Genomic DNA, 14961 nt, shown 5'->3' on the forward strand with positions numbered 1-14961 from the left:
ATTGCAGTGCTATTTACTTCCCTGATAGCGCTGCAATGCCAACAACACCTGGCGCGTTGCAAGCGGGCGACCCGCTAGATGTTCGGCTAGGCGTTCGCGCAAGCGCGCCCGTAACTGAGGCTCCTGTTGAGTGTCCTCAAAGTCTGGTGGCTCTTGGTCGAGACCATACCCAGTCTCTTTGAGCAATGTCCATTCAAACTTACGTAAGGCACCCGCAGCAGTTTGCCCTGCCGCTAACTGCTGCAAGGCAATCACGTAGGCATCAAACAGACCTGGATGCGGATCCTCTCGCGGTAACAAACGAAACATAAGTTCATTCATGTACCAGCAAGACATCATGGCAGGGCCTGGCAAAGGATGAACCCCTGCACACTCGGCACGCGTCATGGTTTTGACGTCCGTGCCACCCGACCAAGACAACAACAGCGGTTGAAAAACTGATAACGCTGGTCGTAGGACCGAGTGCGGCCGCTTAGCCCCCTTAGCAACCAAAGTCACCCAGCCGTGGTCTCGTGAGAACGCCTGCACAATGAGAGAGGTTTCGCGCCAAGCCGTTGCGTGCAAGACGTAGCCCGGGGTTTCGTGGACTCGTACGAGGCGTCGACTCATGTGACTAGGCGCTCAGTGCTTTACTCATATCCCAGGTCACGCAGGCTGCTTTCTTTCTCAGCCCAGCCTTTTCGCACCTTGATATAGACCTCAAGGTGGACCGGCTTATCGAGCAATTTGGTCATATCCTGGCGCGCTTCGGAAGCGATACGCTTCATGTGTCCACCGCCCGCCCCCAGAAGAATCGGACGATGGCTGTCACGCTCTACGATGACGCAAGCCGCAACGTGGGCGCCCTTCTCGGTCTCTTCCCACTGCTCAATCACCACCGTACACCCGTAGGGCAGTTCATCACCGACCAAACGAAAGATTTTCTCGCGAATAAGCTCGGCAGCAATAAAACGTACCGGGCGATCAGTCAAGGTGTCCGCATCAAAAAACGGTTCATTCTCAGGCAGGCGCTTAGCAACCTCATCGAGTAACTGATCAAGCTGGTGCCGCTTAGTCGAGCTCACTGGCACCACGGCATCGAATTGATAGAGTGCCGCAATTCTTGCCACGAAGGGATAGAGCTCATCACGATTTTTAAGCTGATCAATCTTGCTGATCACTAAGATCGTGCGCTTTGGATCATGCAACAGAGACAACAGTTTCTCATCGCCCGGTGACCACTTACCCGCCTCAACAACGAAAAGCACGACATCGACATCGGCCAGGGTTTGCGTCACGACACGGTTCATCATCTTGTTCATCGCCCCACCGTGGCGCGTCTGAAACCCGGGTGTATCAACAAAGATGAACTGTTCAGCGTCGCGCGTCAGAACCCCTTGAATCCGATGGCGCGTTGTCTGAGCCTTGCGGGACACAATAGAAATCTTCGTGCCAATTAAGGCGTTCGTCAGTGTGGACTTACCCACATTGGGACGACCTACGACGGCAATAAAACCACAGCGGTGCGCTGTTTCGGTCATTTAAGCTCCTGAGCGACCGCAACCGGCAGCGTTAATTGTGCCGTTTTGCGCGCCCGGGTTGAACGCTTTTTAACTGGTGTAGGACTTGCGGCCTCTGCGCTGACCAAGGCCAACTTGGCGCCTGATTGTTCAGCGGCCCGACGACTCGAGCCTGCCGCGACAACCTTGATATCTAAAGACGGGATCAAGCACTCGACCTCAAACTGCTGGCTATGCGCGGCGCCGTGGGTAGCGACTACGTTGTAGATCGGTAAGGCCAACTTGCGGCTTTGTAAAAACTCTTGCAAGAGTGTTTTGGCATCCTTACCCAAGGTCAAGGGATCCACACTTGCAAGGATAGGTTTGTACAAACGCTCCACAAGCTGTTGCGCTGCGACAAAGCCACCATCTAAATAGACGGCAGCAAGCACCGCCTCAAAGGTGTCCGCCAAAATCGATGGGCGTCGAAAACCACCACTCTTGAGCTCGCCCTCACCCAGACGTAAAAATTTGGATAGGTCTAGCTTTTGTGCGATGTCAGCGAGGGAAGACTGCTTGACAAGGTTCGCACGCACGCGCGACAGATCGCCCTCGTCCAGTGTGCCGTAGTGATTGAATAAGAGGGCGGCTACCGCCACATTTAGTACCGAATCACCCAGAAACTCTAACCGCTCGTTATGGCGAGCTCCATGGCTACGATGCGTCAGCGCCTGCTCAAGCAGAGCAGGTTTGACGAACTTATATCCAAGCGAGGTTTCGAGTGCGGCCAGGGGCATGAAGCAAATGACATGAAGCGAGTGAATCGAGCTGAACGAACTTAGTGGAACGGGCCGATGCGACCCAGGCTGCCAAAGTTCATCCAAATAAAGAAAGCTTTACCGACGATGTTTGCCTCGGGGACAAATCCCCAGAAACGACTGTCGAGACTATTATCGCGGTTGTCTCCCATCATAAAGTAAACACCGGCCGGTACGGTGCAGCGCATACCATTACGCAGATATTCGCATTTTTCACGATATGGGAAGCTTGAAATAGGGCCTATCTCCTGCGAACGTCTCTCATCTAGCAGAATTTTATGGGGCTTGTCACCCAACGATTCAATGAACTGTGCGGTATATGCCACACGGTCTGGCTCGAAATATTGACCATCTGCTTTGCGAGGAACCTCTTTGCCATTGATATACAACTTTTTGTCTAAATAAGCGACCTGATCGCCTGGCAATCCAACAACCCGTTTGATGTAGTCGACGGACGGATCAACTGGATAACGAAACACCATCACATCGCCACGCTTGGGCTGGCCAATCGGAACAACTTTAGTATCGATAACCGGTAAGCGCAGGCCATAAGTGAATTTGTTCACAAGAATCAAATCACCTGACTGCAGCGTCGGCAACATCGATCCCGAGGGAATACGAAACGGCTCAACAATGAACGAACGCAACACAAACACAAATAAGATAACGGGGAAAAAGCTCACGCCGTACTCAACCCACCAAGGCATCTTTCCGAACTCGGCCTGAATCTGCTCTTGGCGTACAAGTTTTTCGTGGTCGGGAAGGTTGGCCCAGCTTGGACGAGCTAGTTCAAGCGCCTGCATCACGCGGGCAGCTCGCTTGTGACGCAGAGAAAAGCGATCAAGCGACCAGACGATGCCCGTCACCACCAGCAACACAAAAAGAATCAGAGCAAAGTTCCAGCTCATGGTTTCGACCTTTGCGAACGCCTTATTTATCTTCGACCTGCAGGATCGCCAAGAAGGCTTCCTGAGGAATCTCAACACTACCGACTTGCTTCATGCGCTTCTTACCCGCCTTCTGCTTCTCAAGAAGTTTCTTTTTACGACTGATATCGCCGCCGTAACACTTCGCCAACACGTTTTTACGCAGCGCCTTGACGTTTTCACGCGCGATGATTTCCGCACCGATCGCGGCCTGAATCGCGACGTCGTACATCTGCCGTGGAATCAGCTCTCGCATGCGAGACACCACATCACGCGCCCGGTAACGTGCGTTCGCTCGGTGGCAAATCGTGGAGAGCGCGTCGACCTTATCGCTATTGATCAACAGATCAACTTTGACGACATCCGCTGCGCGGTACTCTTTAAATTCGTAATCCATCGAGGCATAGCCGCGCGACACAGACTTCAGCTTGTCAAAGAAGTCGAGCACAATTTCTGCGAGTGGGATCTCGTAGTGCAAGTGCACCTGTCTGCCGTGATAGGTCATGTCCAGTTGCACACCGCGCTTGCTATTACAAAGCGTCATCACCGTGCCAACATACTCTTGCGGCATAAACAGCGTGACAGTGACAATTGGCTCACGCACCTCGAGGTACTTACCCACCTCAGGCATGCGCGATGGGCTTTCAATCTGAATCACAGTATTGTCACGCAACACGACCTCATAGACCACCGAAGGTGCGGTCGTGATGATGTCCATATCGAACTCGCGTTCAAGACGCTCTTGCACGATTTCCATGTGCAACAGGCCTAGAAAGCCACAACGAAAACCGAAACCAAGCGCCTGCGATACCTCCGGCTCGTACATCAGCGCGGAGTCGTTGAGCTTGAGCTTTTCGAGTGAATCACGCAACTGATCGTACTCACTGCTTTCAACGGGATAGAGCCCAGCAAACACCTGAGGCTTGACCTCTTTGAAGCCTGGTAACGGCTCCGTGGAGGGCTTTGCGAACGTAGTAATGGTATCGCCGACTTTCGCGTCAGCCAATTCTTTGATGCCAGCAATCACAAAGCCTACCTCACCCGCGGAGAGAAACTTGCGAGCTTCAGACTTCGGTGTGAACACACCAACCTGTTCACACAAATGCACAGCACCTGTCGCCATAAAAGAAATTTTGTCTTTTGGGGTCAGTACGCCATTGACGATACGTACCAACATGACCACACCCACATAGTTATCAAACCATGAGTCGACAATTAACGCTTGTAGCGCGGCTTTGGGATCGCCTTTGGGGGCGGGAATGCGCGCCACCACGGCCTCGAGGATTTCATCAATTCCCATGCCAGTTTTTGCGCTAGCCAAAATCGCATTCGACGCATCAATGCCAATCACTTCTTCGACTTCTGCACGCGCACTTTCAGGATCGGCGGAAGGCAAATCCATTTTGTTCAATACGGGCACGACTTCCACACCGAGTTCAATCGCGGTGTAGCAATTAGCGACCGTCTGCGCCTCCACGCCTTGTGAAGCATCCACGACCAACAGAGCGCCTTCGCAAGCAGACAGTGAGCGGCTGACCTCATAAGAGAAGTCAACGTGACCTGGAGTGTCGATCAAATTAAGGTTGTACGTTTTTCCGTCGGCAGCCTTATAGTGCAGCGCAGCGGTCTGGGCCTTGATGGTGATACCCCGTTCGCGCTCGATATCCATCGAATCAAGTACTTGAGCCGACATTTCTCGGTCTGCCAGCCCCCCGCAGCGCTGAATCAATCGGTCTGCGAGCGTGGATTTGCCGTGATCAATGTGGGCAATGATGGAGAAATTGCGAATATGCTGCATAGCGCCTGGAAAGTAAACTAACAAACAAAGGGGGCGCCCTGCGCCCCCTTTGCGTCAAACCGCTATTCTAGCCCTTCTTGGTCTATTTAGCAGTGCTGACAGCGACCCAGCGAGTTTGATCGCCGCTACGAACCATGAGCCCAACCGGACGGGAAGAATCCAGCCCATCGATCACTTTGGCAAACTGCTCCGGGCTCGTGATGTCCGTGTCGTTGGCGGCCAAAATGATGTCGCCCTCGACGATCCCGGCCGTTGAGGCTGGCGCTCCAACGGTCGTCACCTGCACACCGCCCTTGATACGCAGCTTTTTCTGAACATCAGCCGCCACAGGAACCACCGTCATCCCCAAGACCACCTTCTGGGTTTCGACCGCTTTGGGCGCTGCTGGCGCTTCTGCCGTCTTCTCTGCCTTGATTTCTGCAACACTGACTTTCAGATTAACCAACTTACCCTTACGCCATACTTCCAGCGGCGCCGACGTACCTGGCTTAGTACTACCCACTAAACGCGGCAAATCAGACCAGCGCGTGATGGGCTTGCCATCGAACTTCAAGATGACATCACCTGGCTGCACACCTGCTTTATCGGCTGGCGCGTCAGGTTCAACACCACTCACCAATGCACCCTCTGCCTTGGGTAAGCCAATTGCTTGAGCGACATCTTTACTCACTTCGCCAATTTGCACACCAATACGTCCACGCGTTACCTTTCCGCTCGCACGCAACTGGTCCGCCACACGCATCGCCTCGTCGATCGGTATCGCCAAAGAGATGCCCATGAAACCACCACTGCGAGAAACGATCTGTGCATTAATACCAACAACCTCTCCATCCAAGTTCAGCAACGGGCCACCTGAATTACCTGGGTTGACCGCAACGTCCGTTTGAATGAAGGGAAGATAGTCGCCTGTCTCGCGACCTAGCGCGCTGATGATCCCGGAAGTCACTGTCGACTCAAGCCCAAAAGGAGAGCCAATCGCCATCACCCATTGCCCTTTCTTTAGGGTCTTGGTATCGCCGATTGGTAAAGACACCATGCCTTTCGCTTCAATCTTAAGCAGCGCAACGTCGGTACGTTGATCGCTTCCGATGACTTTGGCCTTGAACTCACGACCATCGGTCAACGTAACAAAAATATCTGTTGCATCAGCGACGACGTGATGATTCGTCAATAAGTGTCCATCGGACGAGATAAAGAAGCCGGAACCCACACCACGCGGTACGCTGCGCTCTTCAGGCTCAGCACGACGTCCACGCGGACCTTGCTGGGGAGGTCTCGCACCACCTGGCGGCTGAAAGTCTGGTCCAAAGAAATGGCGAAACATTTCGTAGGGGTCTTGCCCTTGCGGCCCCTGACGATTGCCAGACACTTTAGCCGTAGTACGAATATTGACTACTGCCGCTTCAGATTTTTCAACGATTGTTGTGAAATCAGGCAAAGACGATGTGCGTGCCTGCGCTGACATTTGATAGCCAACGCCGACGGACATCACCACAGCCAGCATGAGTGTTAATGCGAGTTGACGCATACGCCCAGCTGACCGATACAGATAAGAAGGATACTGAGTTTGCATAATGAATGAACTCCGCATAAAACGTTTATGTCGTAAGCGCCTAACGAGGGCTTGCAACAGACATGTACTGAATGGACTGTGCCAATTGTTCAAGGGTGGAGGCCGGCACTTCACCCAGAACAGTTAACCAGTAATTTGCAACGCGTACCCCATAGATGTTGACCGAACCGCTTTGGGCAGCACCCTGTGGTACATACTCAGACCGCTCAGGCAAATAAGGTTCAATAAAAATTGAAATAGTTGCAAGACCATCAGACAACACGAGTTGATGCACGCGCTTGCGGTCTGCAAATTCACGTGTCACTTCCGAGGTGGATACATAACCGGGTGGTGCATTGACACGCCAACCGAGCGCTGCCAAGTCAATTTTTTGGTGTTGCGTCCGTACTGTCAGCCAGTCTTTCGTGGGCCAGGCGGGCACAAGCATGGCATCGGAGATTTCTGCACCAATCGTCACCTGCGTAAAAGCGATTTGCTCGATGACCGTGCCACGCTCATCAATCATTTGCGCTTTAAGCAGCAAGCTCGATTCCGTGTCCGCACACAACCTATAACCATAACGGTGTGAATCTCGCGGCACCACCTCAATCGGTCGGCAATGGCGGCCCGCGACTCGTAACGCAACGGCGCCTACAGACACGCTGTAGTTATTCTCGATCGACTTGGGATCAATCCGCAGCAACCCGGGGAAACGATCACCGCGTTGACGTTCGCGCAACACGGTTTTTTGCTCTGGGAGCAAACACTGCACCTCATCGTCCGTGCGCAGATACTCACGCGGGGCGCCATCAAGCACTTCAATACGCTCTTTTTCATGCTTGCCATCGAACTGATGGGTAATGCGTGAAGACTCTATGTGATCGCCTTGTTGATACGCATAGACTCCCACGTAATTCAATTGACGCGCGGCCTCTTGAATTTGTCTGAGCACATCTGCGCCACTTTGTGCCTGTGCGACCTGCGCCCAAGCACACACACTAACAGTCAGCAACACGCCCAAACGTTTTAATGTTTGCTGCTCAAACAAACGCATCCGCGTCCCCATTAGCGCGAGGCACCAAACGAAGCTTGTCGCACATTGGCAGGTCCAGATAATTGACGATGCGCGCTCACATAATCGCGCACAGCAGGCGCATCGACATTAGAGGCTACCGCACTCTTTGGTGCCACGGCTCCAGCCATTTGCGCGCCACTGACACCAGAATCTGGAAAAAGAAAAGGCTTTGCTACCCATACGACCGACGCAACTGCCGCAGCCATCGCAAGACTTGGCCATACGATCGTACGCCAGACTTTCCCATTGCGTTTTTGGGTTGGCGCCACCGGATCCGGACGTGGCGCAGCAATGATCGCGGGCTCGGCTACCAATGCCTGTGCAACACGCGCGCGCAAATCCGAGGTGGGGGGTATTGCTAATTCAGGAGTACGCAGCGTGTCGCCAATCAGGTGATACACCTGCCACGTTTGTTGACCCTGTTTGGTCATGACAGCCTCTGGCATGGGCGCCGCGTCATCACCGTCCATCCAGGCAGAAATCGTGACCGCAAGGTCTTGAGGTTCGGGAATGACTTCGGCAGTATGTGGAGGTTGACTCATTTTTCAGGACTCCTTACCAGCGACGATCGCCGGTGTCACCCAGCAAAGGTCGTAATCGGGTTGCGATGGCCTCACGTGCCCGAAAAATACGCGACCTGACCGTCCCAATAGGACAGTTCATGCTCTGTGCGATATCTTCGTAGCTCATGCCATCAATCTCACGCATCACAATTGCGTTGCGCAGCTCTTCGGGTAAATCATTCATCGCCTTATTGACGGTCTCGGCAATTTGCCGGCTCGCCATTTCAGATTCTGGGTTGCTGCTATCGGTTAGGTTGTCAGTTTCGTCAAAAGTTTCACCTTCTTCACTTTCATATGAAGAAGGCGTACTGGGTCTGCGGTTATTTTGAGCTAACCAGTTGCGCGCGGTGTTGATGGCGATGCGATATAACCAGGTGTAAAACGCGCTATCCCCCCTGAACTGAGGCAAAGCGCGATAGGCTTTTATAAAGGATTCCTGAGCTACATCTTCGATCTCAGCCGGATCACGAATCATCCGTGACAGTAAGCGCATGATTTTGCGCTGATATTTGAGAACCAACAGATCGAAGGCCTGCTTGTCTCCGCGCTGGACTCGCGCCACTAACTCGGCGTCTATGTCGCGTTCAGTCAAGCTGTTTTCCTCTCAAAAGGCTGGCGGGACTGCTCGATCGACGAGGCAGCTAGCGCAGATACTCGCCGAAGTGTCTCATCCGAAACAGCTCGACGCCAGAGCGTCAAGTTGACGACCTTGGAAGAGTTATGGGGGCGATCTTGCAATTTCAAACCCAGTGTTAAACCAAAAAGATGTTTCTGGCGGTGTACCACGCGTATCTGCCTTACTTGAGATAGACCAAGCTCAGAAGAAAAAGTGCCTAACAACCATGTTGGCTCCTCAGAAGCGACAAGGGTGAGACCTGGAAGGCGTTCCAAGCGTCCACGCCGCTCAATACCGTAAACAACGGACGGTACGGCGCTCAGTAACAGGGTGATGACACCTGGAAATTTGAGCCAAACGCATGCAAGCACCACTGCCAAGCTCGCCAGGCAAAAGAGTATGTTCTCAAGAACACTGACCCAGGTGGGCCTGAACACCGCAACCGTGAGGGAACGTTGTCCAGGAGGGATCAAATGCGGCGAACCGCCATTGAGCCGTTCGTGCCACCAAAACCGAACGAGTTCGAGAGCGCGACATCGATTTTGAGCTCACGGGCAACGTTAGCGCAATAATCAAGGTCGCACTCTGGATCTTGGTTGAAGATATTGATGGTGGGTGGGGAGATCTGATGATGCACCGCTAGCGTAGCAAATACCGCCTCAATTCCACCCGCTGCACCCAACAAATGACCCGTCATCGACTTGGTCGAATTCACAACGAGCTTCTTCGCATGATCACCGAAGGCAAGCTTGAGCGCTTCTGTTTCGTTTTTATCACCCAACGGTGTCGAGGTACCGTGCGCATTCACGTACTGCACCTGATCTGCATTAATTCCCCCGTTGCGCAACGCATTGAGGATTCCGCGACGTGGACCATCGCGATCAGGAGCCGTAATGTGGTGTGCATCGGAGCTCATGCCATAGCCTGCAAACTCGCCATAGATGCGCGCGCCGCGTTTCTTTGCATGCTCGTATTCTTCGAGAATCAGTACACCTGCGCCTTCGCCTAAGACAAAACCATCGCGGTCTCGATCCCAAGGGCGCGACGCTGTAGTCGGATCGTCATTACGTTGCGACAAAGCACGCATCGCCGCAAAGCCACCAATGCCAAGAGGCGATACGGTCGACTCAGCACCGCCAGCCATCATGACATCGGCATCGCCATACTCGATCATGCGTGCCGCGTCACCAATAGAGTGCAGACCCGTCGTGCATGCCGATACCACAGCATACGATGGGCCTTTAAAGCCCAACATAATTGATAATTGCCCTGAGATCAGGTTGATCAAAGACGCAGGAACGAAAAAAGGAGAGATACGACGCGGACCACGCTCAAGGTACTCAGTCTGCGTCTCTTCAATACGTTGAAGACCGCCGATACCTGAGCCCACAATGACACCCACGCGCTCGGCGTTTGCTTCGGTCACTTCAAGTCCTGAGTCTTTCCACGCTTGCAAACCGGCCGCGATACCATAGTGGATAAAAGTATCCATTGTTCGGGCTTCTTTGGCCGGAAGAATCTGGGTCACATCGAACCCCTTCACTTCGCCAGCGATGTGCGCGTTGAAAGCGCTCGGATCAAAGCGCGTGATTCGTCCGATGCCGGACCGACCGTTAACGATATTGTCCCAAGCCGTTGGAATGTCGTTGCCCACGGGGCTTACGATGCCTAGACCTGTAATGACGACGCGTCGCTTCACGCACCACTCCTCAAATATGATAATGGCGGGCTAACACACACACGCAGCAAGCGCTACATGTGTGTATCTACGAGATTTACTTAGAATTCGAAGTTATGTAGTCCACGGCCTGTTGAACGGTCGTGATCTTTTCAGCTTCTTCATCTGGAATCTCAGTTTCGAACTCGTCTTCGAGTGCCATCACCAACTCAACCATGTCGAGCGAATCGGCACCGAGATCGTCCAGAAAAGACGATGCGTTCTTGATCTCGGCTTCGTTTACGCCAAGTTGTTCAGCGACGATCTTTTTGACGCGCTGTTCGATGCTTTCCATGCAGATCTCCAAAGGGGAAAAGTCCGGCGAATTATAGCTAACCGGGAGAAAAAAAACCTATTACATGTACATGCCGCCATTCACGTGCAGCGTAGTACCTGTGATGTAACTCGCATTAGGCGAGGCTAAGAATGCGACAGCATGAGCAATATCCGCTGCAGAACCGAGTCGACCGAGAGGAATTTGCCCCAAAAGTGCTGAAGTTTGAGCGTCATCCAAGGCACTAGTCATATCCGTTTCAATGAAACCAGGCGCCACGCAATTGACTGTAACGCCACGGCTGCCCAGCTCACGCGCGAGTGCACGGCTCATGCCAGCAACACCCGCTTTGGCAGCAGCGTAGTTCGCTTGACCGGGATTACCACTAGAGCCGACAACCGAAGTGATGTTGATGATCCGACCCCAACGCGCCTTCATCATGCCACGCATCACCGCGCGAGACAGCCTAAATACAGCACTGAGGTTGGTTTGCAATACCGCATCCCAATCCTCGTCTTTCATACGCATCGCTAAGTTATCCCGCGTAATCCCGGCGTTATTCACCAAAATATGCAAACCGCCCGCTTCTTTGGTCAAGGCATCAACCACAGCGTCGCAAGCGGGGACATCCGTAACATTCAACACCACGCCGCGACCACCATGCGGGGCCAGCATCGCAGTGACCGCCTGAGCGCCGGCTTCAGTGGTCGCCGTGCCTACAACCGTGGCACCACGCATCGCCAACTCAAGCGCAATCGCTTTACCGATACCGCGTGAGGCGCCCGTCACTAGGGCAACTTTATCTTTAAGATCCATCGTGGCCTCCACAATTAACCAGCCGAGGCTAGCGCATCGAGCGCAGCCTGCATTGAATCAGGGTCTGTTACCGACAACGTCACAATATCAGGCTCGATGCGCTTGACCATGCCCGTTAACACCTTACCGGGACCGCACTCAACGATATGCGTGATCCCTTGGGCCTTCATCGCTTGTACGATTTCTACCCAGCGCACGGCGTGCCAGGCCTGACGAACCAGCGCATCACGAATTGCAGCAGGGTCTTGCTCTGCTTTTACGTCTACGTTGTTAATCACCGGAACCACTGGCGCACAGACGACAATCTTGGCTAAGGCTTCTTGCAACACCGCGGCCGCGGGTTTGAGCAAACTTGAATGAAAAGGCGCAGACACAGGCAAGATCATGGCCCGTTTGGCTCCTGCAGCTTTAGCGGCCTCAATGGCACGCTGCACAGCCGTGGCATGACCTGCAATGACCACTTGCGAAGGTGCGTTGAAGTTAACGGCCTCGACAACCTCACCTTGGGATGCCGCCGCGCACGCCGCACGCACACCCTCGTCATCCAACCCAAGAACGGCCGCCATGGCGCCTGTTCCAACAGGCACAGCCGCCTGCATCGCATCTGCACGTATACGCACGATACGCACGGCGTCCGCCAGCGTCAGTGCACCTGCAGCCGTAAGCGCTGCGTACTCCCCTAAACTATGACCGGCCATCAAGGCAGCCTGAGGACCACCGGCTGCACGCCAAGCCTCATACATGGCCACGCCAGCCGTCAGCATCGCCGGTTGCGTGTTGGTTGTCAGACTGAGCTGTTCGGCCGGGCCTTGCGCCATGAGTGCGCCAAGATCTTCCCCCAGCGCCGCTGAGGCTTGCTTGATCACTTCCATCGCTGCGGGATGGCTAGACCAAGCATCCATCATGCCGACTGTCTGCGAACCTTGACCTGGAAAAACGAATGCGAATTTCATGATGTATTAGGAGCGTAAAAAAATCTATTAATCGATCAGGACACTGCACGCTTTACAGGCGCAGCAGCACCGAACCCCAAGTAAAACCACCACCCACACCTTGAAGCAAAGCAAGGTGCCCAGGTTTGATTCGACCGTCCCGTCTGGCAACATCTAGCGCGAGAGGAATGCTTGCCGCCGAGGTGTTAGCGTGCCGATCTACCGTCACCACAACCTTCTCGGTTGGAATTTCTAGTTTACGGGCGAGAAAAGTCAGAATCCGTAAATTCGCCTGATGCGGAATCAGCCAATCGACATCGGATAATTGCAATCCCGCCTTTTCAACGACACTACGTGCCGAGCGATCGAGAACGGTAACAGCTTGTTTGAAAACCGCCTGCCCGTCCATGCGCAAAAAGGGATCGCCGGTCACCTGCCCAAATGCCACATTACCCGCAGCACAGAGAATATTCATCTGGCTGCCGTCAGCATGCAGTTCAGCCTCGATGATGCCAGGTGATTCACTCGCCTTTAAAACAACCGCCCCCGCGCCATCGCCAAACAGTACGCACGTTGCACGATCGTTCCAGTCAAGAATGCTGGAGAAAACTTCAGCCCCAATCACCAGAGCGCACTTCGCGCGTCCGGCACGAATAAAACTGTCAGCCGTGGTTAGTCCATAAACAAACCCGCTGCACACCGCCTGTACATCAAAGGCTGCTGCGCCTTTATTACCGAGGTTGGCCTGTACCAGACAGGCCGTGCTTGGAAACACAAAATCTGGAGTTGAAGTGGCCACGATAATCAAATCAAGCTCACTTGCCTCAACGCCCGCATCCGCCAAAGCGCGACGAGCCGCTTCAGTCGCGAGCGCGCTCGTTGCCATGCCTTTGTCGGCAAGATAACGTTGACGAATGCCCGTGCGCTCAACAATCCATTCATCAGATGTTTCAATCTGACGCGTCGCCAGGTCAGCGGCAAGTGCATCGTTGCTAACCAGCCTAGGTGGCAGAAAACTGCCAGAACCAACCAGGCGCGCATACGGCAAAGCCTGCGTCATACGGAGTCTCCGGAAGATTTCAGGTCGCTGGCGGCCTGATTCTTGGTTAATTTATTGATGGCCTCTGTCGTGCGTGCAAGCAAACCGCTTGCTACCGCTTGTCTCGCGCGCTCAAGTGCAAAACCAAACGCAATTTGATCGGCAGAACCATGGCTTTTAATTACGACGCCTCGCAAGCCAAGCAAGGTCGCACCGTTGTACTGGCGATTATCGACACGTTTACGGAAACGCTTGAGCACAGGCATGGCAATTAAGCCAATGAGTTTAGTCAGCCAGGAGCGATTGAACTCTTCGCGCACAATAACGGACATCATGCGCGCCAGACCTTCAGAGGCTTTAAGCGTAACGTTGCCCACAAAACCGTCACACACGACCACGTCGACAGTCCCTTTGTAAATATCGTCGCCCTCGACGTTACCGTAAAAGTTCAAGGCGCTTTGACGTAACAAATCGGCCGCCTGTTTGACAACCTCATTGCCCTTGATGAGTTCTTCGCCGATATTGAGTAAGCCAACTGAAGGGGATCGACCATCATTGCCTACCTGCGCCAACGCAGCCCCCATCAGGGCGAACTGCAGCAAATGTTCGGCCGTGCAATCCACGTTGGCACCAAGGTCCAACATCGTTGTTGCCCCACCCTTCTGATTCGGTAAGGCTGTCGCAATTGCTGGACGATCGATGCCATCAAGCGTTTTGAGCACATAGCGAGAGATCGCCATCCAGGCGCCCGTATTGCCCGCAGAGACGCAAGCATCAGCCAGACCGTCTTTGACAGTTTGAGCGGCAACTCGCATGGATGAGTCTTTTTTACGACGCAGCGCGACTTCGACAGGGTCATCCATCGCAACGACCTCAGAGGCCGCTACGATAGGAAACCTTGCCGAGGCAAGGTTTGGGAAATCTTTTTTTGCGGCGTCCACAGCAAGTGCGAGCTCGTGAGGTAAGCCCACGAGCAACAGCTGTGTGTCAGGAAAGCGTTGCGCAAAAGCGAACGCTGCGGGCACTGTGACGGGGATACCCGCGTCACCGCCCATGCAATCGATCGCGATGCGAATTACGGAAGCCACGTGTCAGTGCTACGCAGCGCGCTTGGACGAGATAAGCCCGTCAACCGCGATTATTCGTCAGTCTTGGTCTTGAGAACTTTGCGACCACGATAAAAGCCCGTTGGGCTAATGTGGTGGCGCAGATGTTGCTCACCCGTGGTCGGCTCGACGGCCGTTGACGGATTGACGATAAAGTCGTGCGAACGATGCATACCGCGCTTGGACGGGGATTTTTTGTTTTGCTGAACAGCCATGACAACTCCTGTGGATCGGCGAATTGTACGCCAACC

The 14961-nt window shown here is 53.7% G+C and carries 16 protein-coding genes; all 16 read right to left on the minus strand.

The annotated features are described in order from the left end of the window. Positions 1-9: 9 nt before the first annotated feature. The 16 genes from recO to rpmF all read right to left on the minus strand — a co-directional run bounded on the left by recO (position 10) and on the right by rpmF (position 14925). A complete protein-coding gene (gene recO / locus KZZ10_RS12235) occupies positions 10-609 on the minus strand; it encodes a DNA repair protein RecO (protein ID WP_259661811.1) in 600 nt (199 codons plus the stop codon). 20 nt (positions 610-629) lie between these two features. Then, positions 630-1520 (minus strand): GTPase Era, encoded by an 891-nt coding sequence (gene era / locus KZZ10_RS12240; protein ID WP_259661812.1) that lies wholly within the window; start codon positions 1518-1520, stop codon positions 630-632. After that, positions 1517-2275, minus strand: coding sequence for a ribonuclease III (rnc, locus tag KZZ10_RS12245; protein WP_259661813.1), 759 nt, complete (start codon positions 2273-2275; stop codon positions 1517-1519). Before rnc ends, era begins: the two co-directional genes overlap by 4 nt. A gap of 41 nt (positions 2276-2316) precedes the next feature. Continuing rightward, positions 2317-3204 carry a signal peptidase I gene (gene lepB / locus KZZ10_RS12250; RefSeq protein ID WP_259661814.1) on the minus strand — a complete coding sequence of 296 codons (888 nt, stop codon included), beginning with the start codon at positions 3202-3204 and terminating at the stop codon, positions 2317-2319. A 22-nt stretch (positions 3205-3226) separates the two neighbouring features. Then, on the minus strand, positions 3227-5020 hold the full coding sequence (lepA, locus tag KZZ10_RS12255) for a translation elongation factor 4 (RefSeq protein ID WP_259661815.1): 1794 nt from the start codon (positions 5018-5020) through the stop codon (positions 3227-3229). An 82-nt stretch (positions 5021-5102) separates the two neighbouring features. Beyond that, the gene (locus KZZ10_RS12260; protein WP_375372564.1) at positions 5103-6593 is read right to left on the minus strand and encodes a DegQ family serine endoprotease; all 1491 of its coding nucleotides are present in this window, start codon (positions 6591-6593) and stop codon (positions 5103-5105) included. Positions 6594-6633: 40 nt separating this feature from the next. Continuing rightward, complete coding sequence (locus KZZ10_RS12265; RefSeq protein ID WP_259661816.1) at positions 6634-7626, minus strand: MucB/RseB family sigma factor regulatory protein; 993 nt, start codon at positions 7624-7626, stop codon at positions 6634-6636. An 11-nt stretch (positions 7627-7637) separates the two neighbouring features. Continuing rightward, on the minus strand, positions 7638-8189 hold the full coding sequence (locus KZZ10_RS12270) for an RseA family anti-sigma factor (protein WP_259661817.1): 552 nt from the start codon (positions 8187-8189) through the stop codon (positions 7638-7640). A 13-nt stretch (positions 8190-8202) separates the two neighbouring features. Then, complete coding sequence (gene rpoE, locus KZZ10_RS12275) at positions 8203-8802, minus strand: RNA polymerase sigma factor RpoE (RefSeq protein ID WP_259661818.1); 600 nt, start codon at positions 8800-8802, stop codon at positions 8203-8205. Positions 8803-9295: 493 nt separating this feature from the next. Then, positions 9296-10525, minus strand: coding sequence for a beta-ketoacyl-ACP synthase II (gene fabF / locus KZZ10_RS12280; RefSeq protein WP_259661819.1), 1230 nt, complete (start codon positions 10523-10525; stop codon positions 9296-9298). 76 nt (positions 10526-10601) lie between these two features. Next, on the minus strand, positions 10602-10838 hold the full coding sequence (gene acpP, locus KZZ10_RS12285; RefSeq protein WP_259661820.1) for an acyl carrier protein: 237 nt from the start codon (positions 10836-10838) through the stop codon (positions 10602-10604). 60 nt (positions 10839-10898) lie between these two features. Further along, positions 10899-11633, minus strand: coding sequence for a 3-oxoacyl-ACP reductase FabG (gene fabG / locus KZZ10_RS12290; RefSeq protein ID WP_375372565.1), 735 nt, complete (start codon positions 11631-11633; stop codon positions 10899-10901). A 14-nt stretch (positions 11634-11647) separates the two neighbouring features. Then, positions 11648-12586: an ACP S-malonyltransferase gene (fabD, locus tag KZZ10_RS12295; protein WP_259661821.1), complete on the minus strand. Its 939-nt coding sequence runs from the start codon at positions 12584-12586 to the stop codon at positions 11648-11650. Positions 12587-12638: 52 nt separating this feature from the next. Then, positions 12639-13625 carry a beta-ketoacyl-ACP synthase III gene (locus KZZ10_RS12300; protein WP_259661822.1) on the minus strand — a complete coding sequence of 329 codons (987 nt, stop codon included), beginning with the start codon at positions 13623-13625 and terminating at the stop codon, positions 12639-12641. Beyond that, positions 13622-14659, minus strand: coding sequence for a phosphate acyltransferase PlsX (plsX, locus tag KZZ10_RS12305; protein WP_375372577.1), 1038 nt, complete (start codon positions 14657-14659; stop codon positions 13622-13624). The genes KZZ10_RS12300 and plsX overlap by 4 nt, the downstream gene beginning before the upstream one ends. An 83-nt stretch (positions 14660-14742) precedes the next feature. Continuing rightward, complete coding sequence (rpmF, locus tag KZZ10_RS12310; RefSeq protein ID WP_259661824.1) at positions 14743-14925, minus strand: 50S ribosomal protein L32; 183 nt, start codon at positions 14923-14925, stop codon at positions 14743-14745. Positions 14926-14961: the final 36 nt, after the last annotated feature.

Origin of the sequence: Zwartia hollandica (assembly GCF_019923725.1) — a bacterium.
GTDB classification, from domain to species: Bacteria; Pseudomonadota; Gammaproteobacteria; order Burkholderiales; family Burkholderiaceae_B; genus Zwartia; species Zwartia hollandica.

Bases quoted from the DNA above. Each gene is read 5' to 3' on its own strand.
- rnc (WP_259661813.1), bottom strand. From the start codon at position 2,275: ATGCCCCTGGCCGCACTCGAAACCTCGCTTGGATATAAGTTCGTCAAA.
- KZZ10_RS12260 (WP_375372564.1), bottom strand. From the start codon at position 6,593: ATGCAAACTCAGTATCCTTCTTATCTGTATCGGTCAGCTGGGCGTATG.
- KZZ10_RS12270 (WP_259661817.1), bottom strand. From the start codon at position 8,189: ATGAGTCAACCTCCACATACTGCCGAAGTCATTCCCGAACCTCAAGAC.
- rpmF (WP_259661824.1), bottom strand. From the start codon at position 14,925: ATGGCTGTTCAGCAAAACAAAAAATCCCCGTCCAAGCGCGGTATGCAT.
- fabG (WP_375372565.1), bottom strand. From the start codon at position 11,633: ATGGATCTTAAAGATAAAGTTGCCCTAGTGACGGGCGCCTCACGCGGT.
- KZZ10_RS12265 (WP_259661816.1), bottom strand. From the start codon at position 7,626: ATGCGTTTGTTTGAGCAGCAAACATTAAAACGTTTGGGCGTGTTGCTG.
- era (WP_259661812.1), bottom strand. From the start codon at position 1,520: ATGACCGAAACAGCGCACCGCTGTGGTTTTATTGCCGTCGTAGGTCGT.
- acpP (WP_259661820.1), bottom strand. From the start codon at position 10,838: ATGGAAAGCATCGAACAGCGCGTCAAAAAGATCGTCGCTGAACAACTT.
- fabD (WP_259661821.1), bottom strand. From the start codon at position 12,586: ATGAAATTCGCATTCGTTTTTCCAGGTCAAGGTTCGCAGACAGTCGGC.
- lepA (WP_259661815.1), bottom strand. From the start codon at position 5,020: ATGCAGCATATTCGCAATTTCTCCATCATTGCCCACATTGATCACGGC.
- lepB (WP_259661814.1), bottom strand. From the start codon at position 3,204: ATGAGCTGGAACTTTGCTCTGATTCTTTTTGTGTTGCTGGTGGTGACG.
- KZZ10_RS12300 (WP_259661822.1), bottom strand. From the start codon at position 13,625: ATGACGCAGGCTTTGCCGTATGCGCGCCTGGTTGGTTCTGGCAGTTTT.
- plsX (WP_375372577.1), bottom strand. From the start codon at position 14,659: ATGGGCGGTGACGCGGGTATCCCCGTCACAGTGCCCGCAGCGTTCGCT.
- recO (WP_259661811.1), bottom strand. From the start codon at position 609: ATGAGTCGACGCCTCGTACGAGTCCACGAAACCCCGGGCTACGTCTTG.